This window comes from Cellulomonas sp. NPDC058312 (genome assembly GCF_042880135.1).
Taxonomy (GTDB): domain Bacteria; phylum Actinomycetota; class Actinomycetes; order Actinomycetales; family Cellulomonadaceae; genus Cellulomonas.
This window is the reverse complement of sequence record NZ_JBHVZE010000002.1, coordinates 418,853-443,107: the sequence shown is the minus strand read 5'-3', so window position 1 is coordinate 443,107 and position 24,255 is coordinate 418,853. Positions and strand designations below refer to the sequence as shown.

The 24,255-nt window shown below is 75.6% G+C and carries 24 protein-coding genes; 13 read left to right on the top strand and 11 right to left on the bottom strand.

All coding sequences use genetic code 11. The features are described 5' to 3' along the window. Positions 1-112: 112 nt before the first annotated feature. Positions 113-979, top strand: coding sequence for an AraC family transcriptional regulator (locus ACFVXN_RS06455; protein WP_389229085.1), 867 nt, complete (start codon positions 113-115; stop codon positions 977-979). 10 nt (positions 980-989) lie between these two features. On the opposite strand, the gene ACFVXN_RS06450 is transcribed toward ACFVXN_RS06455, so the two are convergent. Next, positions 990-1,877, bottom strand: a complete 888-nt coding sequence (locus tag ACFVXN_RS06450) for an aldo/keto reductase (RefSeq protein ID WP_389229082.1) — start codon at positions 1,875-1,877, stop codon at positions 990-992. 139 nt (positions 1,878-2,016) lie between these two features. Here ACFVXN_RS06450 and ACFVXN_RS06445 point away from each other — a divergent pair, with 139 nt between their 5' ends. Continuing rightward, positions 2,017-2,916: a helix-turn-helix transcriptional regulator gene (locus ACFVXN_RS06445; protein ID WP_389229079.1), complete on the top strand. Its 900-nt coding sequence runs from the start codon at positions 2,017-2,019 to the stop codon at positions 2,914-2,916. 28 nt (positions 2,917-2,944) lie between these two features. Here the strand turns inward: ACFVXN_RS06445 and ACFVXN_RS06440 are convergent, their stop codons facing one another. Beyond that, complete coding sequence (locus tag ACFVXN_RS06440; protein ID WP_389229076.1) at positions 2,945-3,349, bottom strand: hypothetical protein; 405 nt, start codon at positions 3,347-3,349, stop codon at positions 2,945-2,947. A 241-nt stretch (positions 3,350-3,590) separates the two neighbouring features. Here ACFVXN_RS06440 and ACFVXN_RS06435 point away from each other — a divergent pair, with 241 nt between their 5' ends. The 3 genes from ACFVXN_RS06435 (at position 3,591) to ACFVXN_RS06425 (ending at position 4,708) form a co-directional block, all read left to right on the top strand. Then, the gene (locus ACFVXN_RS06435) at positions 3,591-3,839 is read left to right on the top strand and encodes a DUF1272 domain-containing protein (RefSeq protein WP_389229073.1); all 249 of its coding nucleotides are present in this window, start codon (positions 3,591-3,593) and stop codon (positions 3,837-3,839) included. A 131-nt stretch (positions 3,840-3,970) separates the two neighbouring features. After that, entirely contained in the window at positions 3,971-4,225 is a 255-nt protein-coding gene (locus ACFVXN_RS06430) for a LuxR C-terminal-related transcriptional regulator (RefSeq protein WP_389229070.1), read from the top strand. A 60-nt stretch (positions 4,226-4,285) separates the two neighbouring features. Further along, a complete protein-coding gene (locus tag ACFVXN_RS06425; RefSeq protein WP_389229067.1) occupies positions 4,286-4,708 on the top strand; it encodes a hypothetical protein in 423 nt (140 codons plus the stop codon). On the opposite strand, the gene ACFVXN_RS06420 is transcribed toward ACFVXN_RS06425, so the two are convergent. From ACFVXN_RS06420 to ACFVXN_RS06390, 7 genes are all read right to left on the bottom strand, one after another. After that, entirely contained in the window at positions 4,705-5,271 is a 567-nt protein-coding gene (locus ACFVXN_RS06420; protein ID WP_389229064.1) for a YdeI family protein, read from the bottom strand. The genes ACFVXN_RS06425 and ACFVXN_RS06420 overlap by 4 nt on opposite strands. 33 nt (positions 5,272-5,304) lie before the next feature. Continuing rightward, positions 5,305-5,733: an NAD(+)--rifampin ADP-ribosyltransferase gene (gene arr / locus ACFVXN_RS06415; protein WP_389230501.1), complete on the bottom strand. Its 429-nt coding sequence runs from the start codon at positions 5,731-5,733 to the stop codon at positions 5,305-5,307. A 17-nt stretch (positions 5,734-5,750) separates the two neighbouring features. After that, entirely contained in the window at positions 5,751-6,584 is an 834-nt protein-coding gene (locus tag ACFVXN_RS06410; RefSeq protein WP_389229061.1) for an ABC transporter permease, read from the bottom strand. Beyond that, positions 6,584-7,351: an ABC transporter ATP-binding protein gene (locus ACFVXN_RS06405; RefSeq protein ID WP_389229058.1), complete on the bottom strand. Its 768-nt coding sequence runs from the start codon at positions 7,349-7,351 to the stop codon at positions 6,584-6,586. Before ACFVXN_RS06405 ends, ACFVXN_RS06410 begins: the two co-directional genes overlap by 1 nt. 42 nt (positions 7,352-7,393) lie before the next feature. Next, positions 7,394-8,230, bottom strand: a complete 837-nt coding sequence (locus ACFVXN_RS06400; RefSeq protein ID WP_389229054.1) for a DUF4097 domain-containing protein — start codon at positions 8,228-8,230, stop codon at positions 7,394-7,396. A gap of 62 nt (positions 8,231-8,292) precedes the next feature. Continuing rightward, a complete protein-coding gene (locus ACFVXN_RS06395; protein WP_389229051.1) occupies positions 8,293-8,814 on the bottom strand; it encodes a histidine kinase in 522 nt (173 codons plus the stop codon). A gap of 71 nt (positions 8,815-8,885) precedes the next feature. Continuing rightward, complete coding sequence (locus ACFVXN_RS06390) at positions 8,886-9,299, bottom strand: DUF952 domain-containing protein (protein ID WP_389229048.1); 414 nt, start codon at positions 9,297-9,299, stop codon at positions 8,886-8,888. Between the two features lie 47 nt (positions 9,300-9,346). Between ACFVXN_RS06390 and ACFVXN_RS06385 the strand changes: the two genes are divergently transcribed. From ACFVXN_RS06385 to ACFVXN_RS06375, 3 genes are all read left to right on the top strand, one after another. Then, complete coding sequence (locus ACFVXN_RS06385; protein WP_389229045.1) at positions 9,347-9,943, top strand: TetR family transcriptional regulator; 597 nt, start codon at positions 9,347-9,349, stop codon at positions 9,941-9,943. Positions 9,944-10,036: 93 nt separating this feature from the next. Next, a complete protein-coding gene (gene ppk2 / locus ACFVXN_RS06380; protein ID WP_389229042.1) occupies positions 10,037-10,945 on the top strand; it encodes a polyphosphate kinase 2 in 909 nt (302 codons plus the stop codon). After that, complete coding sequence (locus tag ACFVXN_RS06375; protein ID WP_389229039.1) at positions 10,942-11,715, top strand: alpha/beta fold hydrolase; 774 nt, start codon at positions 10,942-10,944, stop codon at positions 11,713-11,715. Before ppk2 ends, ACFVXN_RS06375 begins: the two co-directional genes overlap by 4 nt. Positions 11,716-11,728: 13 nt before the next feature. Here the strand turns inward: ACFVXN_RS06375 and ACFVXN_RS06370 are convergent, their stop codons facing one another. Next, a complete protein-coding gene (locus ACFVXN_RS06370) occupies positions 11,729-12,238 on the bottom strand; it encodes a hypothetical protein (RefSeq protein ID WP_389229036.1) in 510 nt (169 codons plus the stop codon). A gap of 102 nt (positions 12,239-12,340) precedes the next feature. On the opposite strand from ACFVXN_RS06370, the gene ACFVXN_RS06365 reads away from it, so the two are divergent. Beyond that, positions 12,341-12,760 carry a hypothetical protein gene (locus ACFVXN_RS06365; RefSeq protein ID WP_389229033.1) on the top strand — a complete coding sequence of 140 codons (420 nt, stop codon included), beginning with the start codon at positions 12,341-12,343 and terminating at the stop codon, positions 12,758-12,760. 126 nt (positions 12,761-12,886) lie between these two features. Next, entirely contained in the window at positions 12,887-14,875 is a 1,989-nt protein-coding gene (locus ACFVXN_RS06360) for a serine hydrolase domain-containing protein (RefSeq protein WP_389229030.1), read from the top strand. Positions 14,876-14,882: 7 nt separating this feature from the next. Here the strand turns inward: ACFVXN_RS06360 and ACFVXN_RS06355 are convergent, their stop codons facing one another. After that, on the bottom strand, positions 14,883-15,902 hold the full coding sequence (locus ACFVXN_RS06355) for a malate dehydrogenase (RefSeq protein WP_389229027.1): 1,020 nt from the start codon (positions 15,900-15,902) through the stop codon (positions 14,883-14,885). A 92-nt stretch (positions 15,903-15,994) separates the two neighbouring features. On the opposite strand from ACFVXN_RS06355, the gene ACFVXN_RS06350 reads away from it, so the two are divergent. From ACFVXN_RS06350 to ACFVXN_RS06340, 3 genes are all read left to right on the top strand, one after another. Continuing rightward, positions 15,995-16,345: a VOC family protein gene (locus tag ACFVXN_RS06350; protein ID WP_389229024.1), complete on the top strand. Its 351-nt coding sequence runs from the start codon at positions 15,995-15,997 to the stop codon at positions 16,343-16,345. Positions 16,346-16,578: 233 nt separating this feature from the next. Then, complete coding sequence (locus tag ACFVXN_RS06345) at positions 16,579-17,352, top strand: hypothetical protein (protein WP_389229021.1); 774 nt, start codon at positions 16,579-16,581, stop codon at positions 17,350-17,352. 47 nt (positions 17,353-17,399) lie between these two features. Then, positions 17,400-24,215: an RHS repeat-associated core domain-containing protein gene (locus ACFVXN_RS06340; RefSeq protein WP_389229018.1), complete on the top strand. Its 6,816-nt coding sequence runs from the start codon at positions 17,400-17,402 to the stop codon at positions 24,213-24,215. The last annotated feature ends 40 nt before the right edge of the window (positions 24,216-24,255 follow it).

The following is a 24,255-nucleotide window of genomic DNA, read 5'->3' as shown; positions in this document are numbered from 1 at the left end:
TGCCGCCGGACGGGTCCCGTCCTGCGGTGTGCCTCCAGCCTGGCGCGGATCGGTGGACGAAAAGACGCGCAGCGTCTTCCATATGCGTCCGATCGTCCGCGATACTGGGTCGGTGGCTCCCGTCGACCGGCTCTCCTCCCTGCTCGTGCAGCTCCGCGTCCGCACGGAGGTGTTCCACACGGGCCCGCTGTGCGGCGTCACGACCTTCGCCGCCCGGCCCGGGCGCGGGTTCCTGCACGTGCTCCGGCGCGGCGCGATGGAGATCGAGCACGTCGGCGCCGGTGGGCGGATCGAGCGCAGGGTCGTCGACACCCCCAGCCTGCTGCTCTACCCCCGGCCGCTGGAGCACGCGTTCCACAACGCCCCGACCGACGACTCCGACTTCGCCTGCGCGACCCTCGACTTCGCCGGCGGCGAGACCCACCCGCTGGTGCGCACGCTCCCGCCCGTGCTGGTGCTGCCGCTCGACGCGGTCCGCAGCCTCGGGCCCGCCCTCGACCTGCTGTTCGCCGAGGTCGACGACGTGCGCTGCGGGCGGCGGCTCGTCGCGGACCGGCTGTTCGAGGTCGTGCTGATCGAGCTGTTCCGCTGGGTGCTGGACCACACCGACGACCTCGCGCTGCCGGCCGGCCTGCTCACCGGGCTCGCCGACCCGCGTCTCGCCCCGGCGCTGGTCGCCGTGCACGAGCAGCCGGGCCGCGCCTGGACGCTCGCGTCGATGGCCCACGAGGCGAGCATGTCCCGCAGCGCGTTCGCCGCGCGGTTCAAGGAGGCGGTCGGCCAGCCGCCTGCCGAGTACCTGACCCGGTGGCGGCTGACCGTCGCGCAGGACCGGCTCCGCGCCGGCGCCTCGGTGTCCCGCACGGCGACCGAGCTCGGTTACGCCACGTCCGCCGCGTTCTCGCGGGCGTTCACGCAGCGGCTCGGCGCGTCGCCGCGCGCGTGGCTGGCGGCCACGGCCGGGGCCGCGTCGGCCTGACGGCGCCGGCTCAGGCCTCCGGGATCGCGCGACCGAACGCCTCGAGCGTGACGTCCGCGGGCTCCGGGCCCCGGCGCACGCCCTGGTCGAGAGCGTCGAGTGCGGCGAGCTCGTCGGCGTCGAGCGTGAACCCGAGCACGTCGAGGTTCTCCGCGATCCGCTCGGGCCGCGTGGACTTCGGGATCGCCGACCGGCCCTGCTGGAGGTGCCAGCGCAGCATCACCTGCGCAGGGGTGGCCCCGTGGCGCTCCGCGAGGCCGACGATCGTCGCGTCGTCGAACGTCCGCGCGCCGTTCTCCCGGTACGCGGTGATCCCGCCGATCGGCGACCACGCCTGCGTCACGACGCCGAGCGCGGCGTCCGCCGCCTGCACGTCCGGCTGCTGGAAGTACGGGTGCACCTCCACCTGGTTCACCGCGGGCACCACCGTCGCCGTCGTCATCAGGCGGTCCAGGTGCTCGGGCATGAAGTTGCTGACGCCGATCGCCCGCACCCGGCCGTCGGCGAGCAGCGTCTCCAGCGCCCGGTAGGCCTCGGCCGTCAGGTCGAACCGGCTGGGCAAGGCCTGGTGCAGGATGAACAGGTCGATCTGCTCCAGGCCGAGCTTGCCCGCCGACTTGTCGAAGGCGTGCAGCGTGGCGTCGTAGCCGAAGTCGCTGATCCACACCTTCGTCTCCACGAACACGTCCGAGCGGTCCAGCCCCGACTCGGCGATCGCCCGACCCACCTCGCGCTCGTTGCCGTACGCCGCGGCGGTGTCGACGTGCCGGTACCCGACCCGTAGCGCCTCGCGGACCGCGGCGACCGTCTCGTCCGGCGGCGTCTGGAAGACGCCGAACCCCAGGGCGGGCATCGTGACGCCGTTGTTCAGGGTCAGGGCGGGCAGGGTGCTGGTCATGGGTGCTCCTCGTGCTGCGGTGCGACCCGGTCGGGCCGGTACCCACTGGACCACGCCCCCCTCGCGGGAGGAACGCCTTGCTCAGGGGTGTACTCGCAGGACGTGGCTCCGGCGCCGCGACGCTCGTACCGTCGACGTCATGGACCACCGAGACGAGGTACGGGACTTCCTGGCCTCCCGCCGCGCGCGCCTGACGCCGGCCGAGGTCGGGCTGCCCCCGTCGACCGGACGGCGACGTGTCGTGGGCCTGCGCCGGGACGAGGTGGCGGTGCTCGCCGGAGTGTCGTCGGAGTACTACGCGCGGATCGAGCGCGGTCAGCTCGGCGGCGCGTCCGACGCCGTGCTCGACGCGCTGTCCGCGGCCCTGCGGCTCGACGAGGCCGAGCAGCTGCACTTGCGCAACCTCGCGCACGCCGCCGGCCGACCCGCCCGGAGCCGGCGGTCGCCGGTCGCACCGGCCACGGTCCGGGCCTCCGTGCAACGCGTCCTCGACTCGATGACGACCTCGCCCGCGTACGTCCAGGACCGCCGCCTCGAGATCGTCGCGACCAACGACCTGGCGCGGGAGCTGTTCGCGCCGGTGCACGACTTCGCCCGGGCGACGGGCAGCCCCGCGAGTCCCGCGCGGTTCGCGTTCCTCGACCTGGCGGCGCGCACGTTCTTCGTCGACTGGGAGCAGGTCACCCGCGACAGCGTCGCCGCCCTGCACGCCACCGCCGGGCTGAACCCCTACGACCGCGCGCTGAGCGACCTCGTCGGCGAGCTGTCGACGCGCTCGGAGCACTTCCGCACGCTGTGGGCGACCCAGGACGTCCGGCTGCACCGCACCGGGGTCAAGCGGCTGCGGCACCCCGAGGTCGGCGTGCTCACGCTCGACTTCGACGTGCTGCAGGTGGTCCAGGAACCGGGGCTGCAGGTGGTCGCGTACAGCGCGGCCCCGGGGACACCGGCGGCCGACGGCCTCGCGCTGCTCGCGGCGACGGCGGCCACGCGCGCGGCGGAGATCGCCGCGGGCGGTGCTGCGGCGGGTGGGCTCTGAGCGACGTCGCGGACCGCGGCGCGCCCGGTCACGCGGGTTCGGTCAGGAACCCGAACGGCGCCGTCGCGACGATCCCCGCGGCCTTGTGCGCCAGGTCCTCGTCGACGGTGACGAGCACGTCGGCCTGCAGCTGCGCGACCGCGAGGTACTCCGCGGGCCCGGTGTCGTCCCAGCCGAGCCGGGTCGCGATCTGCCAGGCGGTCGCCCGCGACACCCGGTCGCCGAGCAGCCGCACCGGCGTCGCGGTGACCCGGTCCAGCAGGGCTCGCGCGTCGGCGTCGGCGAGCGTCCCCGCGCGCACCTCGGCGTAGAGCAGCGCCATCGCCTCGGACCGCAGCCGGTGCGGGGCGACCAGGCGGTGGCCGCGGTCGACCACCACGTCCTCGCGGGCCAGGCGGACGGCGGTGCGGGCGTCGATAGCGACACGGACCATGCCCCGATCATCCGCCCCCGCCCCCGCCCCCGCCCCCGCCCCCGCGCGCGCCCGGCCCCGCCCGGCGCGGCGTCGAGCGGTCACGACGCGCTGGGGTCCGGGTGCTCGGCCCAGCGTGTCATGACCACTTGTCGGGTGCTGGGTGTCGGGTGTCGGGTGACGGGGCCGGGTGCCGGGGAAGGGGGCGGGTCGGGCATAGTGGGGCGGCGGCTGCCGGGGCCGCCGCCGACCGGGAGGTGCCGTGCTCCAGATCCGTCCGAGCTGCGAGTGCTGCGACCGTGACCTGCCGCCCGACGCGATCGACGCGTACATCTGCACGTTCGAGTGCACGTGGTGCGCGGACTGCGTGGCGACGTTTCCCGGACGCGCGTGCCCGAACTGCGGGGGCAACCTGGAGCGCCGGCCCGTGCGTCCCGCGCACCTGCTCGCGGCGAACCCGCCGAGCACGGTGCGCGTCCTCGCGGCGGGCTGCGGCGACCGCCCGGCGTAGCAGCGGGGTCGCCGCGCGGGCCCGGTGGGCCGAACGGGTGACGTGCGCCCCGGCGACCCATCCGCGAGGTGACCGGCGACGAACCCCGGGCAGGACGGATCACCCGTCACCCCCGACGACCGGAGCCCACCATGCGCGTCCTCGAGTCCGCCGCACCGCCCGCCACCGCACCGCACCCGACCGCGTCGGTCGGCGAGCCGCTGTCCGTCCGTGAGCGGGTCGTGCTGTCCGAGCTGACCGAGGACGTCACGCTCGAGCAGATCGCCCGGCGGCTGTTCGTGTCCCGCAACACCGTGAAGACCCAGGTGCGGTCGATCTACCGCAAGATCGGCGCGACGACCCGCGCCGAGGCCGTCGCCTGGGCCCACGCCGCCGGCGTCAGCTGACCCGGCCCCTGGACGCACCGGCCCTGTCGCGGGTGGGAGCGGCGGGTCTACGGTCGGCGCATGGTCATCTTCCTGATCCGCGTCGCGATCTTCCTCGGCTCCGCGGCGCTGGGGCTGTGGGTGACGTCGCTGGTGCTCGACGGGTTCCACCTCAGCCCGGGCGGGTTCGCGACGGCTGTCGTGGTGTTCACGGTCGCCCAGGCGATCCTCACGCCGTTCATCGCGATGACCGCCCGGAAGTACGCGAGCGCGTTCCTGGGCGGGATCGGGCTGGTGTCGACGTTCGTGGCGCTGCTGCTGGCGCAGACGATCTCGGACGGCCTGCGGGTCACCGGCGGCGCCGCCACGTGGATCGCGGCGGTGGTGCTCGTCTGGCTGGTCACCGCCGTGGCGACGTGGTTGCTGCCGTACGTCTTCCTGCGCAAGCGGCTCCAGGCACGCGCGGCCGGGGGTTCCGCACCGCGGCCGGCGCCCGAGGGCTAGTCGGAAGCGGCCAGCTGCGCGACCGCACGGTCGAGGCGGCGCTGCCGGGTCTGCGGCGTCGCCGCCGTCATCAGCGGGTGCAGCACGGAGTACCGGTCCTGGCGGCTCAGCGCGTCGAACCGCGCGCGGGCGCCGGGCACCGCGTCGAGCGCGAGCAGCAGGTCCTCCGGCGCCTCGGCCGCCGCGGAGCCCGCGTAGGCGCGGTCCCAGCGGCCGTCGGCCCGGGCCCGGTCGACCTCGGCGTGCCCGCGCGGCCGGAACCGACCCTCGGCGGTGAGCCGCGCGACGTGCTCGATGTTGCGTTGCGACCACAGCGACCGGGCCCGGCGCGGGCTGAACCGCTGCAGGAACGTCGCGGCGTCGCCCGCGCGCTTCTGGCCGTCGATCCAACCGCTGCACAGGGCCTCGTCGAGGGCCTGCGCGTAGGTGAGCGACGTGGGGTCGACGACGCCCTTCTTGGCGAGGACCAGCCACACCCCGGCGGTCTCGTCCTCGTGCGCGTCGAGCCAGGCCCGCCAGGCGGCGGCGTCGGCGACTAGCAGCGTCGGGGTGTCGTCGGGCATGTCGCGGATCGTACGACCCGCCGCCGACACGCGTCAGTCCTCGATCGCCTCCACGCCGGCCCGGTCGAGCTCGGCGAGGTGGTCGCGCATCGCCTGCAGGACCTCCGGCGGGTGGCCGGTCCAGTCCTCGACCTCGCCGACGACCCGCAGCGGCGCGCGGGTGCGGTACGACCGCGTCGGGTTGCCGGGGAACTTCTGGTCGGTGAGGTTCGGGTCGTCCTCGAACGGGCCGGTCGGTTCGACCCGGTAGATCCGGCCCGGTGCGTCCCCGGCCGCCAGCTCGGCGCCCCAGGTCGCGGCGTCGAGCGTGGCGGTCAGGTACAGGTAGCGCGCGACCCGGTGGCTGCCGAAGTTCGACCGGAAGCCGGGTTCCAGGAGGTCGCCGGGTGCGAGGTCCGCGCGCGTGCCGTGGAAGAACGGGCCGGGGTCCGGGGAGGTGGCGTCCACCGACCCAGCGTGCACCCGGTGCGGGCGCGCTGTCACCGGCGTTCGCGGCGGTACAGCGACCGCGCCCACGCGTACCCGAGCGCGCCGATCACCACGGTCCAGCCCAGCGCCTGCGCGGTGCGCGCCGCGTCGAGCGGTGTGCCCGCGAGCAGGCTGCGGGTCGTCTCGATGATCGGGGTGAACGGCTGGTACTCGGCGAACCAGCGCACCGCCGTGGGCATCGTGTCCACCGGGACGAACCCGCTGCCGAGGAACGGCAGGGCCGTGAGCAGCATCGGCGTGTTCGACGCGGTCTCGACCGAGGGGGCGGCGAGGCCCATCGCCACGCACAACCAGGCGGTGGCGAAGGTGACGAGCGCGAGCAGCCCCAGCAGGGCGAGCCAGCCCAGCGGCCCGGCACCCGGTCGGTGGCCGAGCGCCACCGCGAGCCCGAGCACCACGGCGACCGCGAGCACCCCCTGCACCACCGTGCCCAGCACCGGCCCGCCGAGGACCGACCCGGGGGAGATGGCCATGGTCCGGAACCGCGCCATGATGCCGCTCGTGGCGTCCATCGCGGCGGTGATCGCGACGCTCTGCGCCGCACCGACGACGGCGAACAGCAGGATCGCCGGGGTGATGTAGTCGAGGTACGCGGCCCGGCCGTCCGCACCGGGGGCGACGCCGGGTGCGACCCCGGCGCCGAACGCGCCGCCGAACACGTAGACGAACAGCAGGAGCAGCGCGATCGGGATGCCGACGGTGAACCCGGTCAGGCCGGGGTAGCGGACGGCCCGCAGCAGGTTGCGGCGGAACATGGCCAGGGTGTCCGCGACGGGGCGGGCACCGACCGCGACGGGCGCGGGGGCGAGCGTGACGGCGGCCATCAGGCCACCTCCTCCGAGGACGGGACGGCGGCGGCCGACGGCGCGGTGAGGCGCAGGAACACGTCGTCGAGCGTGCCGGCGTCGTGCGTGGACTTGAGCTCGGCCGGGGTGCCCTCGGCGACGACCCGGCCGCCGTCGAGCACCGCGACCCGGTCGGCGAGGTGGTCGGCCTCGTCGAGGTACTGGGTGGTGAGCAGGATCGTCGTGCCGGCGGCGACCAGGGCGCGGACCTCGTCCCAGAGCGTCCGGCGGCTGCGCGGGTCGAGCCCGGTGGTCGGCTCGTCGAGGAACACGACCGCGGGGGAGCCGACCAGGGTCATCGCGAGGTCGAGCTTGCGCCGCATGCCGCCGGACCAGGTGGACACCGGCTTGCGCGCGGCGTCGGTGAGGTCGAACCGCGCGAGCAGCGCGTCGGTGCGCTCCCGCCCGGCGGCGCGGCCGAGGTGGTGCAGCTGCGTCATGAGCCGCAGGTTCTCGACGCCGGTGAGCAGGTCGTCGACCGCGGAGAGCTGGCCGGTGACGCCGATCGCGGCGCGCACCGCCTGCGGGTCGGCGACGACGTCGTGCCCGGCGACACGGGCGGTGCCGCCGTCCGGTCGCAGGAGCGTCGACAGGATGCCGACCGTGGTGGTCTTGCCGGCGCCGTTCGGGCCGAGCAGGGCGGTGACGGTGCCGGCGCGGACGGCGAGGTCGACGCCGTCGAGCACGAGCTGGTCGCCGTAGGACTTGCGCAGGCCGCGGACGTCCACGGCGAGGTCGTCGGACATGGGGGTCCTCCTCGGGGAGCGGGTGGGGCGGTGCGGGTGCGGTCAGGGCCGGCGGACGAGGACGTCGCCGTAGCCGGTGCCGGCCGTGATCTCGGCGGTGGCCTCGTCGACGACGGGGCCCTCCACCGGGCGGAGCTCGTTGCGCACGGACCCGTGGTCCGACGCGACGTCGAGCCAGGCGGCGGTGCCCTCGGGCACGCCGACCTCGATGGAGCCGTAGGACGTCGTCAGCGTGACCGTGCCCGACTCGACGCGGTCGACGCGGATGCCGCCGGACGCCGCCTTGGCGGTCAGGGTCCCGCGCACGCGACCGACCGCGACGTCGGCGTGGGCGCCGGCCACGTGCAGGGCGCCGGTGACGGCCTCGACGGTCGTGGTCCCGTTGGCCGCGCGGACCGTGGCCTGCCCGGCGACCTCCCCGATCCGGACCGATCCCGCGCCGGCCCGGACCGTCGTCGCGCCGGTGGTCCGGCCGACCGTCACCGAGCCGGCCGAGGCCTTCAGGTCCAGCCGGTCGGCCTCGCCGACGCGGGCGTTGCCGGCGTTCACCGACATCCTGACCGTGCCGAGCGTGCCCTCCGCGTAGAGGGTCCCGGCGGTGCCGGACAGGTCCGACCCGGTGGGCAGCTCGACGGTGACGGCCGGGGTCCCGGTGCCGAACGGGAGGTACTGCTTCCACCGCGGGCCGGTGACGGTGACGGTGTCCCCGACGCGGTCGACGCGGACCTCCTCGGCGGCGCGCACGTCGCGCTGCTTGGCGGGGTCGAGCGGCAGCACGGTGACGACGACGTCGTCCCGGTCCCCGGCGACGACGTGCAGCGTGCCGACGAGCAGGTCGACGGCGACCGCGACCGGGGTGGGTGCGGGGTACGTGGGCATGACGGCTCCAGGCGGGTGGTGTCGGTGTGGTGTCGGCGGCGGTGGAGCGGGCGGAGCGGGTGTCAGCGCACCCAGCCGGTGAGCCGGGTGCCGCGCTGCTCGGGACGGGCCTGCAGGGCGGGCCGGTCGACGGGCTCGAGCGCGGCGGCGACCGCCCGGACGAGCCAGGAGTTGACGGAGAGGCCCTCGCGCGCGGCGGCGACCTCGACCTGGGCCTTGAGGTGGTCGGGCAGGCGCAGGGTGGTGCGGGTGGTGGCGCCCTCGTCGGCCTCGACCGGTGCGGGTGCGGGTGCGGGTGCGGGTGCGGCGGGTGCCGGTGCGGCTGCGTACGACCCCGCGTCGGAGCGCGCGTCCACCACGAACTCCGGCTCCGCGCCGCGCAGCCGCACGTCGACGGAGCCGGGGGCGAGGTCGGCGGAGATCTCACCGGCGGCCGCGGACAGGGCCTCGAGCAGGACGAGCCGGACCGCCGCGTCGAGCGGCGCGGTGAGGCGCTGGGCGAGGTCCCGGGCGTCGCCGCCCGCGGCGTCGGCCGCGGTGAGCAGCCGGTCCTGGAGGTCGTCGACGTAGCGCGTGAGGTCCATGACGTCAGCATGACACCACTGGTGGTGTCATGCAAGAGGCGAGTGGTGTCAGGTTGCCCGTGCGCGTCGGGCTACTGCTGGTCCTCGGGTGCTGCGGCGCGGACCCGCAGTCCGGTGAGGTCGGGCGCCGACCAGCCGCCGGCGCCGCGCGTGAGCTCCAGGGCGGCGACGACGATCCGGTCGTCCATCGGCAGCGCGCCGCCGATCCGCGGCGTCGCCGGTGTGTCCGGCCGGACGCGCACCCACGTCACGGGCACGCCGGCCTCGGCGAGCGCGTCCTCGTCGACGACGGCCAGCAGGAGGGGCTCGGTGGTGTCGCCGTAGACGTCGCGCAGCACCGCCGACAGTCCGTCGCGGGTGGTGGCGTGCACGAAGCCCGTCGTCTCGACGAGCGTGCTGCGGGTCGCGACGTCGTACTCGCCGAACCGCGCGCACGCCTCCCAGTCGTCGCTGAACGCCACGTGCAGCACCCGGTATCCGTCCACGGGGGTCCTCCTTGTCGATAATGAAACCGCACCGTAGCATTAGGTCCGTGAGGGACCAGGACGAGACCGCTGCGCCGCGACGCCGGGGACGGCCGCGGGCCGACGAGGTGGCCGCGCGCCGCGAGGCGGTGCTGGACGTCGCCGTCACGCTGTTCGGGGAGCGCGGCTTCGCGGCCACGACGGTCGAGGCCGTCGCCGCGGCGGCCGGCGTCAGCAAGCGCACCGTCTACACGTGGTTCACCGACAAGACCGGCCTGCTCCTCGCCGCGGTCGACCGGCTGCACGCGCACGAGCGGGCGCCCGACCCCGGCGAGGCGGACCTGGAGTCGGTCGCGGCGCGGATCGTGCACACCCTGCACGGGGACGACGCGGTGACCCTGCACCGCCTGGTCACCGCCGAGGCGCCGCAGCTGCCCGGGCTGGCGGCCACGTTCTACGCGCAGGGGCCCGCGGCCTCGATCGCGGCGCTCGGGGAGCTGCTGGCGGGGCGCGTCGACGACCCGGCGCGGTCCGCGCCGGAGCTCTACACGCTGCTGCTCGGCGAGCCGCACCGCCGCCGGCTGCTCGGGCTGGCGTCGGCGCCCACCCCCGACGCCGCGCGGGAGCACGCGCTCCGGGCGGTCCGCGTCGTGCTGGGCGGCTGACGCGGCACGAACGGGCGGTTGCGCCCCGCCGGTGGGTGGCTGAGGATCCGAGAGGGCAGCAGCCCGTGACGCGACGGCCACCAGGAGCCCCGGATGACCCGAGACGAGCAGCCGCGTGACCTGCGGGGATACATCGAGTACCTGCGGGACACCGGCTACACGGTCCGTGACGGCCACACACCCGACCCCGACCTCATCGACCCCGAGGGCAACCCCGTCTACACCTGGCAGGAGGGCTACCCGTACCCCGACCTGCTGGACCGCGACGCCTACGAGCTCGAGAAGTACCGCCTCCAGGTCGAGCTGCTGAAGTTCCAGTACTGGCTGGAGGACAACGACAAGCGGGCGATCATCCTCTTCGAGGGCCGCGACGCCGCCGGCAAGGGCGGCACGATCAAGCGGTTCACCGAGCACCTCAACCCGCGCACCGCCCGGGTCGTCGCGCTGTCCAAGCCGAGCGACCGCGAGCGCGGCCAGTGGTACTTCCAGCGGTACGTGCAGCACCTGCCGACCGCGGGCGAGATCGTCATGTTCGACCGGTCCTGGTACAACCGGGCCGGCGTCGAGCGGGTGATGGGCTTCGCGTCCGACGAGGAGTACCAGACGTTCATGGCGCAGGCCCCGGCGTTCGAGAAGATGCTGGTCGACTCGGGGATCCACGTCACCAAGCTCTGGTTCTCGGTGTCGCGGACCGAGCAGCGCACCCGGTTCGCGATCCGGCAGCTCGACCCGGTGCGCCGGTGGAAGCTGTCGCCGATGGACCTCGCCTCGCTGGACCGCTGGGACGACTACACCGCGGCGAAGGAGGAGATGTTCCGCCGCACCGACAAGCGGCACGCGCGGTGGACGATCATCCGGTCCAACGACAAGAAGCGCGCGCGGATCAACGCGATGCGGTTCTTCCTCGGCCAGTTCGACTACGACGGCAAGGACGCGTCGGTGGTCGGGCGTCCCGACCCGCTGCTGGTGATCCGCGGCAAGAACGAGCCGGCGGACGAGTGACCGCGCCGCTGCACCACGTCGAGCACGGGCAGGGGCGGCCCGTGGTGGTGCTGCACGGCGCGGGGGTGGACCACCGGGAGCCGGAGGCGTGCTTCGAGCCGGCACTGCGGGCGCACGGCGGGCTGCGGCGGATCTACCCGGACCTGCCCGGCTGCGGGCTGAGCCGGGCGCCGACGGACCTGCGCAGCGCGGACGGGGTCCTCGACGTGCTGCGGGCGTTCGTCGAGGACGTCGCCGGGGGAGCGCCGGTGCTGCTGGTCGGGCACTCGGCGGGCGGGTACTACGCCCACGGGTTCGCGGCCCGGTGGCCCGGCGAGGTCGCCGGGCTGGCGCTGGTCTGCCCGCTGCTGGCGGGGACGCGCGACGTGCCGGAGCACCGGCCCGTGGTTGCGGACCCGGGCCTCGGGGACGCGGGGTTCCGGGACTACCTGGTCGTGCAGACCGCGGAGATGCTCGACCGGTACCGGCGGTTCGTCGCCCCGGGTGCGGCGCTGGCCGACGAGGCCGCGGCGGCGCGTATCGGCGAGCGGTGGGAGCTGTCCGGGACCGACGGGCCGCCGTACGGGGGGCCGGTGCTCGTCGTCGCCGGTCGACGGGACGCGACCGTCGGGTGGGCGGCCGCGCTCGGCCTGCTCGCCGTGCACCCCCGGGCCACGGTGGCGGTCCTGGACCGCGCGGGGCACGCCCTGCCGCACGAGCAGCCCGCCGCCCTGGCCGGGCTGCTGGCGGGGTGGCTCGACGCCGTCGACGCCGTCGACGCCGGGCGCTGACGGACGCGCGCGGCTAGAGCGGGTCGACGGCCTCGCCGACCGGGGTCGCGGGGTAGGGCCAGGGCGTCGCGGCGGCCTGGTGGGCCTGGGCGTCCCGGTCGGCCCGGCGCCGGATCGGTCTGTGCGCCCACGCGCGTGCGCCGCCCGCGACGACCCCGCCGAGCACGAACCAGACCACCGGCGGGAACTGCACGATCATGACGACGGCTGCCCCCGAGACCGCACCGGCCAGCGCGAACCAGCCCGCAGCGCCCGCGCGCGAGGTCACCCCCAGCAGCGGTCGGCTGACGACCAGCCCGACCGGGTAGCCCACCACCAGCGTCACCGCGACGTGGATCAGCCACATGATGCCGACGATCGACGCCGAGCCGGTGGCCCCGTCGAGGAGGTCGTCGGAGCGGTACGCGACCGCCACGACCACGGCGACCACGGCGGCCAGCGCGGTCAGCACCGCGAGGCACCGCCAGACCACGGACCAGGCGTCCCGCGCGGCGGCGCGCCACGGGTTCACGGTGGGGGGCACGCGGGTCTCCTCCGGTCGGGCGGCGTCCGGACGGCCCCGGGTGGGCGGTCACGTTAGCAGCGGTCCGACCCCGCGCGGGCCGTCCGCGGGCATCATGGGGCGGTGGTCACCCGGTTGCTGCTCCTGTCGGACACCCACGTCCCCGCGCGGGCGCGCCGCCTGCCCGACGACGTGTGGCGCGCGGTCGACGCCGCGGACCTCGTGCTGCACGCCGGAGACTGGGTGGACGTCGCGACGCTGGACGCGACGACGCTGGGCGCGGACGACGACCCCGACCGGCTGCTCGCCGCGCACGACGCCCTGCTGCGCGCGGTGCTCGACGCCGCGCGCAACGAGCTGCTGGCGGCCACCGCGCCGGCGGTGCTCCCGCCGCACGCCGACCGGGCCCGGCGCGCGGCGTCGCTCGCCGAGCCCGCGGTCCGCGACCGGCACGCCGAGCTCGCCGCCGCCGTGACGGCCCGGGACGTCGCGGGGGCGCGCGCCGCGATGTCCGCGCTGCTCACGGCGGTGGACGCGCGCTGACGCGGACCCGGGGGATGTCCCCACCCCGGTCGGCGGGTGCACCCCGCAGCGCCCGACCGGCGTGGACCGGGAGCATCGACTCCTGTCGCCCTCGCCGTGAGGGCCTGCCCGGAGGACCCCACCGTCGTGCTCGACCGCACCCGCCCCACGCCCACCGTCCGACGTCCCGCGACGTCCCGACCCCGGCGCCCGGACCGGTGGCGCCGGCGGGCGCGGGTGCTGCTGCCCGTCGTCGTCGGTGCGCTGCTGCTCCCCGCCGCCGCCGCGTCGGCCGCGACGCCCGAGCCGGTCGTCCTCACCGCGCCGGCGGCGCAGCGGTTCCTCGACGAGGCGCTGCCCCGGCTCGTGGAGCAGTACGACGTCCCCGGCGCGACCGCCGCGGTCGTCGTGCCCGGCGGCGAGGTCGTCACCGCCGCCGCCGGCACCGCGGACGTCGCGACCGGCCGGCCGCTCACCCCGGACACCCCGGTGCGCGTCGCGTCGATCTCCAAGTCGTTCACGGCGGTCGCGGTGCTGCAGCTGGTCGACCAGGGGCGGCTCGGGCTGGACACCCCCGTCGAGGACGTGCTGCCGCCGGACGTCCCGGTCGCCGGCCACGCGGGCTGGCGCTCCGTCACCGTGCGCGACCTGCTGACGCACACCGCCGGATTCGAGGAGCGTCTCGTCGGGACGACGTCGCCGCCGGGGGAGGCGGCTCCCGACCTGCACGCGTACCTGCGCGACGCGCGGGTCGGGCGGCTGCACGCGCCCGGGACCGTGGTCGCGTACTCCAACTACGGGTTCGCGCTCCTCGGGCTGGTGGTGCAGACGGTCACCGGGACGCCGTTCGCGGCGCAGGTCGACGCGACGGTGCTCGGCGCGCTCGGGATGACCCGCTCGGGCTTCGCGGAGCCCGGGGACGACGTGGCGGTGTCCCACCTGCGCGACGGCGACGGCTGGGCGGCAGCCCCGGCGACCGGCATGGCCGAGGCGCCCGCGGGCGCGGCGACCAGCACCGCGACGGACATGGGCCGGTACCTGCGCTGGCTGCTGGCCGACGACCACGCGTCCGTGCTGGACGAGGCGTCGGCCGCCGGGATGCTCGCGCGCCAGCACGGGATCCACCCCGCCCTGCCCGGCGGCGGCTGGGGCACGTGGGAGCGCCTGGTGCCGGGCGTGGCGGACCGGCTGGTCGGGCACGAGGGCGACCTCGCCGGGGCGCACAGCGCCTACGTCGTCGACCGGGACCGCGGCGCCGGGCTGTTCGTGGCCGTCGACGGCGACCCGGCGGACGTCCTGCACGACCTGCGGCGCGCGCTGGTCGAGGAGTTCGCGGTGCTCGTCGCGGGCGGGGCGGGCGGTGCGGACGGTTCCGACGGACCCGGCACGCCGGCCGCGACCGGGGCGGGGGACGGGGGAGCCGGTGCGGTCGAGGGGACGTACGTGACCAGCCGGCGCAGCGACAGCGACGCGAGCGCGCTGAAGGTCGCCCTGGACAACATGGTCGTGTCCGCGCTGCCCGGCGGGGGACTGCGGACAGTGAACCCCGCGCTCGGCACCACCACCTGGGCGCCCGTCGGTCCCGACACCTACCGGGCACCCGACGGCGAGCTGCTCGCGCTCGTGCGGGACGGCGACGGGCAGGTCCGCGCGCTCGGCACCTCGGTGCAGCCGACGCAGGAGTACCTGCGGGTCGACGCCCTGCACGACCCGGGCCACCACCTCGTCGCCGGCGGCGCGGGCCTGCTGGTCGCCCTGGTCGCGGCGGCCGGTGCCGCGTCCGGTCTGGTCCGGGCGCGGCGCCGCGGCCCGGGAGCGCGGGCGGGCGGGGCCGTCGCCGCCGACGCGCTGGTGCTCGGCTCCGGCCTGGCGCTGGTCGTCGGCCTCGGGCTGATCGGTGCGGCCACGGCGGCACCCGCCGGGATCGAGGCCGTGATCACCCGGGGGTCGGCGACGCTGGTCGTCCCGTTCACGGTCGCGACCGTCCTGGCCGCGGCGACCGCCGTCGCCGCCGCGTCGCTGCTGGTCCGGCGGGTCGGGAGCCGGTGGGCGCGGGCGCGGACCGTGGCCGCCGCGGTCGGGGCAGGCGTGGTGTGCGCGGTCGCGGTCGCCTACCACCTGACCCTGCTCGGCTGAGGCGCCCTCAGGCGGGGCGGGCGCCCGACCGCGCGACCGGATCCAGGTGACCGAGCGCGCGGGCGGCGTCCCGCTCCGCGACGAGCTCGGCGACCGACGCGTCGATTCGCGCCCGCGAGAACGCGTCGAGCTCGAGGCCCGGCACCACCCGCCACGCCCCGGCGACCGACGTCACCGGGAACGAGCAGACCAGGCCCTCCGGCACCCCGTAGGAGCCGTCGGACACCAGCCCGGCCGACGTCCAGTCACCGTCCGGGACGCCGTGTCGGCGCAGGTGGCTGTGCTGGATCACGGCCGTCGCGGTCGACGCGACCGACGACGCGCCGCGCGCGGCGATGATCGCGCGCCCGCGCTGGGCCACCGAGTCGATGAACGCGCCCTCCGCCCAGTCCCGGTCGACGACGTCCAGCGCCGCCCGACCGGCGACCCGGGCGTGCCGCAGGTCCGGGTACTGCGAGGGGGAGTGGTTGCCCCAGACCGCCACCCGCGTGACGTCCCGCGGGCTGACCCCCGCGCGGAGCGCCACCTGCGCCACCGCCCGGTTGTGGTCGAGCCGGGTCAGCGCCGTGAACCGCTCGCGCGGCACGTCGGGCGCGTGCGCGGCGGCGATCATCGCGTTCGTGTTCGCGGGGTTGCCGACCACCAGCACCTGGATCCCCGCACCCGCGACGTCGTTGAGCGCCGCGCCCTGCGGCCCGAAGATCCCGGCGTTCGCGCTCAGCAGGTCCGCCCGCTCCATCCCGGCCGTCCGCGGTCGCGCGCCGACCAGCACCGCCACGTCCGCGCCGTCGAACGCCACCCGCGGGTCGGCCGTCACGTCGACGTCCACCAGCAGCGGGGACGCGACGTCCTGCAGCTCGAGGGCGACGCCCGCGCCCGCGGCCAGCGCGTCGGGGTGCTCCAGCATCCGCACCCGCACGGGGGTGTCCGGGCCGAACATCTCCCCGCTCGCCACCCGGAACAGCAGGGCGTACCCGATCTGGCCGGCGGCGCCGGACAGCGCGAGAGTCACGGGGGGCGGCGTCATCGAGACCTCCTGCGGGGGACCTTGGTCCCGTCCATTGAACCCGACCGCGGCGCCGTCGCCCGCCAGGCCACCCGGGGGTCTAGCGTGCGCCCATGATCGGGAGCATCGACGAGGTGGTGGTGGACTGCGCCGACCCGGCCGCACTGGCCGGCTTCTGGGCGCAGGTGCTGGGCGGCGAGCCCGTGGGCCGGGACGACGCCTGGTGGTACGTCGTGCCGCCCGGCTGGACGCAGCTGTCGTTCCAGAAGGTCCCGGAGCCGAAGGCCGTGAAGAACCGCCTGCACCTCGACGTGCGGGTCGACGACCTCGCCCGCGCGACGGAGCAGGCCGAGGCGCTCGGGGCGCGCCGGGTCGGGACCGTGCAGATCACCGGTGGCGGGGCGTTCCAGGTGCTGCTCGACCCCGAGGGGAACGAGTGGTGCGTGGTGCGGCCGTCGGGCTGACGCGCGGCGGGGGCCCGTCGGGGGACCACTCAGGCGGGCGGGTGGGGTGGTCGGTTGTGCCCGGAGCCGGTGAGGTCGGGGCGGCTGAGTAGGGGACGTTGGTCCTGATCGGGGACTGGGCAGGGCGCCAGCCTGGGGCTTCGCTTGCCGGGTTCACCCGTTCGGCGGACGGGTGACGTCTGCTGGGCGGGTGCGCCGGCCTGTCCTCCGGGGGTCCGATGCCTGCTGGCCGCGTGTCTTCGTCCGCGCGCCCGACCTCGCCCGCGTCGGGTGCGGTGGTGGTGGCCGGGCTGGTGCTGGTGGTGCTCGGGGTGGGCGTCGCGGTGGCGGCGCCGGGCGAGGTCGTGGCGCGGGCAGGGGGTGGTGCGCGGGAGGTCGCGGGGCTGCTGCCGGGTCTGGAGCGGGGGTCGTCGGTCTCGCCCGCTGGTGCCGGCGCGGTGTCGTTCGCGGGGTCGGGGCTGGTGGACCGGCGCGGGTGGGCGGACGTCGACGGTGACGGGGTCGCGGACCGGGTCGAGGAGGCGTTGTGCGGGTCGGGGACGTGTGCGGTGCCGTGGGCGGACGTCGATGGTGACGGGTTGCCGGACGCGGTGGAGGTGCTGGTCTGCGGGGACGCGGGGTGCGCGGACGCGGGGGTGGACGTCGGCGGTGACGGGATCCCGGACGTGGTGGGGGTGCTGCTGTGCGGGGCGGGCGGGTGCCCGGGCGGGGTGCTGCGGGGGGATGTCGACGGTGACGGGGTGGAGAACTGGGTCGAGGCGCTGATCGCCGGGAACGCGGTGGACGCGACCGGGTCGGAGGACCTCGACGGTGACGGGGTCGCGGACGCGGCGGCGTTGGTGGCGTGCCTGCGGGTGGCAGGTGGCGCCCTGGCGACGACGGGGGCGGCGGCGGTGTGGTGGCTGCTGGCTGCGGCGTGCGTGCTGGGCGGGTCGGGGTTGGTGCTGCGGGGGTGGCGGGACCTGCGGCGGGGTCGGGTCGCGTCGGGCTCGGGGGTGTCGGCGTGAGCGGCGGCGGCGTGGGTGGTGTGGGCGCCGGGGGCCGGGTTCGGGGTGTGACGGTCGCGTTGGCGGCGTGGGTCGGTCGCGGGGTGGTCGGGGGTGCGTGCGTCGCGGCGCTGGTGGGGGTGATGCTCGTCCCGGCGACGCCGTCGCCGGCGGTGGCGCGGGCGCGGGCGGCGGGCGAGGTGCTGGCGTGGGCGCGGGCGAACGCCGCCGCCGCGGTGGACCCGGGGCCGGTTCCGGTGGCGCCGGACCCGCAGCCGCAAGCCGCTCCCGGGGCCGCGGGCGAGGTTGCTGGGCCGGTGTGGGGGTCGGGGTCGGTGGCGCCCGAGGCGGGCGGCGTCGTGTCGGGCGAGTCGGTGTCGGTGGCGTTCTCGGGGCACGACCTGGCCGGGCCGGTCGAGGTGAGCGTCACCGCGCTGGACGACGCGGTGACGGCGACGGCCGGGTCCGAGCAGATGGTGGTGCTGGCGCCGGGGTTCGACGTGTCGGCAGTCGACGCCTCGGGTGAGTCGGTGACGTCGTTCCCGCACGACGCCCCGGGCGCCCCGGTCGCGGATGCGGAGCCTGCGGCCCGGTCGACGTCGTCGATGCCGGTCACCGGGTCCGGTGACGGGTCGACGTTGATCGGCGGTCTGCCGGTGGGTCGGGCCCCGCACCCCGAGGCGGCGGGGTTCGACGTGGTGCTGGGTGAGTCGATGGCCGGCGACGACGGCGGCTCGGTTCCGGGGGTGCGGGTCGAGGTCACGCTCGATCCTGCCGCCCTGGGCGGGGTGCGTCCGGGGTCGGTGCGGTTGGTGACGCGGGAGTCCGACGCCGGCGCGTGGGTGGTGGTGCCGTCGTTCCTGGATGTGTCCCGGTCGGTGGTGGTGGGTGAGCTGGACCACTTGTCGCAGTTCGTGGTGATCGGGGGCAAGGACGTCGGGGATCCGCGGCCGCGGGTGGTGCTGGATCCGGACAACGACCGGGCGTTCGCGAACTCCCCGGGGCCGCGGGTCACGGAGGTCGGGTACAACGTCGCGCTGGCGAACCAGGTCGCGGCGCGACTCACGCAGGTGTGCAACGCGGACGTGGTCGTGACCCGCACGACCCCGACCCCGGAGCTCGGTCGGGACGTGCGGGCGGGGATGGCGTTCGCGCACGACCCGGCGTTGACGGTGACGTTCGGGTTCAACGGCAACCAGGGCACGGCGTGGGGGAACATCGGTAACGGCGGGTCGGAGGTCTACTCCCGCGGCGGGCCCCTGGACGAGCAGGCCCGCGCGACGGTCCTGGGGGTCCTGCCGGTCTACACGGGTCGTCCGGCGAACCCGAAGGCGCGGGCGAACCTGACGTACCCGCAGTACGCGGGGTTGCCGGGTGCGGTGATCCACCTGGAGACGTTGTTCCTGGACCACAACTTCGACCGGCCGGTGATCGACCACGGGTTCTCGTTCGTGGTGGACGGGGTGTTCACGTCGTTGGGGTTGCAGCTGGAGAACCAGGGGTTCGACTGCTCCGACCCGGCCCGTGGTGGTGGGTGGCCGGCCCCGCCGTCGGCGGCGCAGGTCGCGGCGTGGATGCAGCTGGGGTTCGCGAACTACGCCGCCTACGGGGGCGACCCGGTGAACTTCACCACCGGGAACCTGGTCGAGCTCGAGGACCTGTTCCACGTCACCGGACCGGGCGGGTCGGACACGCAGGTCGCGTTGGTCTACAACTCCGCCGACGGGCGCGTGTCCCGGTTCGGGACGTCCTGGAGCAGCGACCTGACCGCGCGGGTGCAGCGGTTCGCGGACGGGTCGGTGATGGTCGTGCGCGGCGACGGGGCGTCGTACGTGTTCGCCCCCGACGGGGTCGGGGGGTATGTCGCGGACGTCAACACCGGTGCGGCGTTGGCGGAGGCCGGTGGCGGGCACCTGGTCCTGACCGTGGACGACGGGACCACGTGGCGGTTCGACGCCTCCCACCCCGAGGGCGTCGGGGACGTCATCGAGAAGCGCGACCCCACCGGCGCGATCACGCGGTTCGAGTACGCAGCCCTGACCGACGAGGCGATGTTCCGGCCCCTGACCGCCGTGGTGCTGCCCGGTGAGCAGCGCATCACCGTGACCTCCGACACCCGCGGGGTCGTGACCGCGCTGGGCGCCCCGGACGGGCGGACCTGGCAGCTCGGGTACGACGACAACCTGGACCTGCGCACGATCACCGGTCCCGACGGGCGGGTGCGGGGCTTCGACTACGACGACACCCACCGGCTGACCACGGCCCGGGACGCCGCGGGGGAGGTGTACCTGAGCAACGTCTACGACGGCGCCGGGCGGGTGACCTCCCAGGGCGATGGCGTCGGCGGGACCCGCACGTTCGCCTACACGCCCGGTGGGGTGGACTACACCGACGCCGCCGGGTCCGTGTGGTCCTACGAGGTCGACGGGCGCGGTCGGGTCACGTCGTCCACCGACCCCCTCGGGCACACCACCACCCTGGAGTACGGAGACCTGAACACCCCGACCGCGGTCATCGACCCGGACGGCGCGCGCACGACGTACGGATTGGACGCCCGGGGCAGGACCACTGGCGTCGACGCACCCGGCGAGGGCCGCACGTCACTGGCCTTGGACGCGCTGGGCCGGGTCACCCAGGTCACCGAGCCGGGCACCGACGACCACGGCACGCTGACCACGACCATCGCGCGCGACGCCGGCGGCCGTGCGACCGAGGTGACGCACCCCGGCGGCGCCGTCGAGGCCACGTCCTACGACCCTGCCGGGAACCCGGTGGGGTTCACCGACGCCGCGGGTGGCCGCTGGACGGCGACGTTCGACGCCCGCGGGAACCAGACCTCGGCGACCGACCCCGACGGGGCCACCACGACCTTCACGTACGACGCGGGCAACCGGCTCCTGACCAGCACGTCACCGTCGGGTGCGACCACCGCGTACGGGTACGACGCGGCGGGCCGCGTGGTCACCGAGACCGACCCGAACGGGGCCGTGACGACCTACGGGTATGACGCGAACGACAACCTCGCCTCGGTGACCGATCCGACCGGTGCGGTCACCCGACAGGTGTGGGACACCGGCCGCCGCCTGGTGGAAGCCACCGACCCGACCGGAGCGGTCACCCGGTACGCGTACAACCCCGAGGACGCCCTGGTCGCGGTGACCGACCCGGCCGGGGCGGTCACCGGCTACGCCCTGGACGCCGCTCACCGGGTCACGGCCGTGACCGACCCGACCGGTGGGGTGTGGGCTCGGGTGCTGGACGCGGCCGGGCGGGTGGTCCGCGAGACCGACCCCGGCGGCGGGGAGTCGACCTGGGAGTACGACCCGGCGGGGCGGTTGGTCGCCGAGACCGACCCGGACGGGGTGTCCACCGGCTACGCCTACGCCCCGGGCGGGCAGCTGGTCGAGGTCCGCGACTCCACCGGCGCGACCACCACGCTCGGCTACGACGCCGCGGGGCGACCGGTCGCGCGTACCGGCCCGGACGGGACCGAGACCGTGACGTACGACCTCGCGGGTCGGGTGGTCGCGACCACTGACCAGGCCGGGCGGACCACGTCGAGCGAGTACGACGCGGCGGGTCGGGTGGTCGCGCAGACCGACCCCACCGGTGCGCGCAGCACGTTCGAGTACGACGGTGACGGGCGGCTGGTGGCGGTCGTGGACGCCGACGGGGTCCGCGAGCAGTGGACCCTGGACCCCACCGGGCACGTCACCGCCACCGGCGCCACCGGTGGGGCGCAGTGGCAGTACGCCTACGACCCGGCGGGTCGGGTGCTCACCGAGACCGACCCGGCCGGGGCGACCACGACCCACACCTACGACCCCGCCGGGCGCCTGGCGACCCTGACCGACCCGACCGGGGCGGTCACGGCCTTCGGGTACGACCCGGCGGGACGCCAGACCAGCCGCACCGACCCCGCCGGGGTGGTCACCCGGTACGGGTACGACCCGGCCGGGCAGCTCACCCACGTCGTCCAGAACGCCACCACCTCGGCCACCGCCGACCTGGCTGCGACGGCCCTGACCACGAGCGAGACCCCCGCCGACCGGGACGTCACGACCACCTATGCGTACACCCCGGTCGGGGACCTCGCGCAGGTCACCGGCCCGACCGGGGCCGTGACCCGCTACCGGTACACGGCCGGTGGGCGTCCGGCGTCCAAGACCGACCCGCTGGGCAACCGGACCTCCTACCGGTACGACGACGCGGGCCGCCTGACGCGCGAGACCGACCCCGACGGGCGCAGGACCAGCTACCGGTACGACCCTGCGGGCCGGGTCGCCCAGGTCACCTCCACCCAGGGCCGCGGGGGCGCGGCGGTGGTGGAGGTCGGGTTTGAGTACGACGCGACCGGCAACCCGATCGCGATGACCGATCCCACCGGCGTCACCGGGTGGACGTACGACGCCACCGGCCGCCAGACCGCGCAACGCACCACGACCGGCACCCTGACCACCGCCTACACCCCAGCCGGTCGGCGTGCCGAGCAGACCACCCCCGACGGGGCCACCCAGACCTGGGCCTACGACACCGCCGGGCGCGTGGCCGAGCAGACCACCCCCGCCGGGACGCTGGCGTACACCTACGACCCCACCGACCGGGTCGCGGCGATCACCCGCACGAACACCGACGGCACCCCGGGGCCGCTGTCCGTGTTCGGCTACGACCCGGCCGGGCGCACCACAGCCGTCCGGCACCAGGTCACCGAGGTCGCCACCGTGCCGGTTCCGGCTCCGGGTGAGGTCGCCACGACCTGCGACGTCTGCCTGCCGGGCGAGGACTACCTCGCCGGCCGGACCCTGCCCGGCACCGGGACCACCGGGTCCGGGGTCTGGGACATCGCGATCGACCAGACCTACACCCCGACCGGGCACGTCGCGTCCCGCACCCGCATCGACACCGGCGGACGCGCCCTGACCGGCACCTACGCCTACGACCCGCTGGGCCGGCTCACCACCGGCACCGAATCCGTCCCGGCCGCCCCGGCCATCCCGACCGCGCCGACCACGGGCGGCGAGACCGCCGACCTCCCCAGCCCGTCAGGCGGACCCGGCGAGCCCGGCGACGACATTTCGTCCCCGGGCAGCCCCGAGCTCCCGGGCAGCACCGACCCCGCACCGCCAGCAGCACCCGAACCGCAGGCGCCGGTGACGCAGCTCGCGTTCACCTACGACGCGTCCGGCAACCGGCTCACCGCCGCCCGCACCGACCCCGACGGCACCACCCACACCCAGACCGCGACCCACGACGCCGCCAACCGCGTCCTGCGCACCACCGACACCAACCAGGCCCCTGACACCACCGGCACGGCGAACACCCCGGCACCTGGCACCCCCGCGGCCGTGCTGGGCGCGCTGGCCCCCGACCCGGCGTCGACCGTCACCGAGTACCGCTACGACAACGCCGGGAACCGCACCCGCGCCACCACGACCCACCCCGACGCTCCGCTGTCCCCGGACACCACCGCACGGACCTGGACCTACGGCCCCGACGGCCGCCCGGCGTCGGTCACCGACCTCGACCGCACGATCACCACCACCCACGACGGCCTCGGGCGGCTCGCGGCGACCACCACCACGACCGAGTTCGTCCAGCACACCGCCACCGCCACCTGGGACGACCTGACCCAGGTCGCCACCACCGACGACACCTTCGGCACGACCACCTACACCCGCGACGCCGCCGACCACCTCGCCGCCCAGACCACCACCCACCCCGGGAGCACCCCCGCCACCGGCGGCACCGGCGCCCACGACCCACCCACCGACCCCAGCGCCGAGCCGAGCGGCAGCGGCAGCGGCGCCGTGCTGCCCGGCGGGGTCACCGCGGGCCCGGTGTGGGAGCTCACCGACGCCCTCGGGTCGGTGATCGCCCAGGCCACCGGCGACACCCTCACCCAGATCGCCTGGTACGACCCCTGGGGCACCACCCAGACCACCACTGCGGGGTGGGACGCCGACCACGGATACACCTCCCAGACCACCGACCTCACCCTCGGGCTGGTCGCGTTCTACGCCCGCACCTACGACCCCACCACCGCCACCTTCACCACCCCCGACCGCTGGGCAGGACTACTCACCGAACCCGGCACCCTGCACGCCTACGCCTACGTCCTGAGCGACCCCCTCACCGTCGTCGACATCCTCGGGTACTGGCCCGACTGGAACTCGATCGGCGGGTGGATCTCCGACCACCAACGCGAGATCGCCGGCGCCGTCATCGGCACCGCCGTCGCCATCGCCCTCGCCGCGTGCATCGCCGCCACCGCCGGGATCTGCGCCGGCGTCGCCGCCGGGATGGCCGCAGCAGCTGGCGCCGGGGGCGCAGCGGGGCTGGCGGCCGTCGTCGGTATCGGCGCGGCGTCCGGCGCGGCAGGAGCGGCAGCGTCCTACGCCGTCACCGGCAACTCCGGCCAGTACTCCTGGTCAGGCGCAGCCAGCGCCACCGGACAAGGCGCCCTCCTCGGCGGCGCCACCGGCGGCGTCGGCTACGGCATCACCGCAGGGCTACGCGCAGCCGGCTCACGGATTACCGCCACCCACACTCTGGTGCAGCGCGCCAACCGCCCGACGTTTGTAGCCGACAGCAGGGGAACTGTCATTGTGATGAGCCGCACTCGTCTCGAGCAAGGCTTTAGACGAGCCGGGCTCCCCTCGCGCGCAACTGCTTCGCCCGGTGTGCAATATCAACTGCCGGACGGTAGTAGTGTTCGGGTGATGTCACCGCAGGGCAGGCACGAACTACGCGCGGTCTATCAGAGTCCCAGCGGCCAAGCCGTCAGTCCTTTCACAGGAAAGCCCGCTCCGAGGATCGTAGGAGCATCTCGTGCGGAGAACAGAGCCAACTCTCGAAGCGTCACTCACGTTCAACTGATGATCTAGAAGCTGGGAGGCGCAATCTTGTGATTCAAGAAGAGCGTGA

Bases quoted from the DNA above. Each gene is read 5' to 3' on its own strand.
- ACFVXN_RS06450 (WP_389229082.1), bottom strand. From the start codon at position 1,877: ATGACCAGCACCCTGCCCGCCCTGACCCTGAACAACGGCGTCACGATG.
- ACFVXN_RS06445 (WP_389229079.1), top strand. From the start codon at position 2,017: ATGGACCACCGAGACGAGGTACGGGACTTCCTGGCCTCCCGCCGCGCG.
- ACFVXN_RS06440 (WP_389229076.1), bottom strand. From the start codon at position 3,349: ATGGTCCGTGTCGCTATCGACGCCCGCACCGCCGTCCGCCTGGCCCGC.
- ACFVXN_RS06430 (WP_389229070.1), top strand. From the start codon at position 3,971: ATGCGCGTCCTCGAGTCCGCCGCACCGCCCGCCACCGCACCGCACCCG.
- ACFVXN_RS06425 (WP_389229067.1), top strand. From the start codon at position 4,286: ATGGTCATCTTCCTGATCCGCGTCGCGATCTTCCTCGGCTCCGCGGCG.
- ACFVXN_RS06420 (WP_389229064.1), bottom strand. From the start codon at position 5,271: ATGCCCGACGACACCCCGACGCTGCTAGTCGCCGACGCCGCCGCCTGG.
- ACFVXN_RS06410 (WP_389229061.1), bottom strand. From the start codon at position 6,584: ATGGCCGCCGTCACGCTCGCCCCCGCGCCCGTCGCGGTCGGTGCCCGC.
- ACFVXN_RS06405 (WP_389229058.1), bottom strand. From the start codon at position 7,351: ATGTCCGACGACCTCGCCGTGGACGTCCGCGGCCTGCGCAAGTCCTAC.
- ACFVXN_RS06400 (WP_389229054.1), bottom strand. From the start codon at position 8,230: ATGCCCACGTACCCCGCACCCACCCCGGTCGCGGTCGCCGTCGACCTG.
- ACFVXN_RS06395 (WP_389229051.1), bottom strand. From the start codon at position 8,814: ATGGACCTCACGCGCTACGTCGACGACCTCCAGGACCGGCTGCTCACC.
- ppk2 (WP_389229042.1), top strand. From the start codon at position 10,037: ATGACCCGAGACGAGCAGCCGCGTGACCTGCGGGGATACATCGAGTAC.
- ACFVXN_RS06355 (WP_389229027.1), bottom strand. From the start codon at position 15,902: ATGACGCCGCCCCCCGTGACTCTCGCGCTGTCCGGCGCCGCCGGCCAG.
- ACFVXN_RS06350 (WP_389229024.1), top strand. From the start codon at position 15,995: ATGATCGGGAGCATCGACGAGGTGGTGGTGGACTGCGCCGACCCGGCC.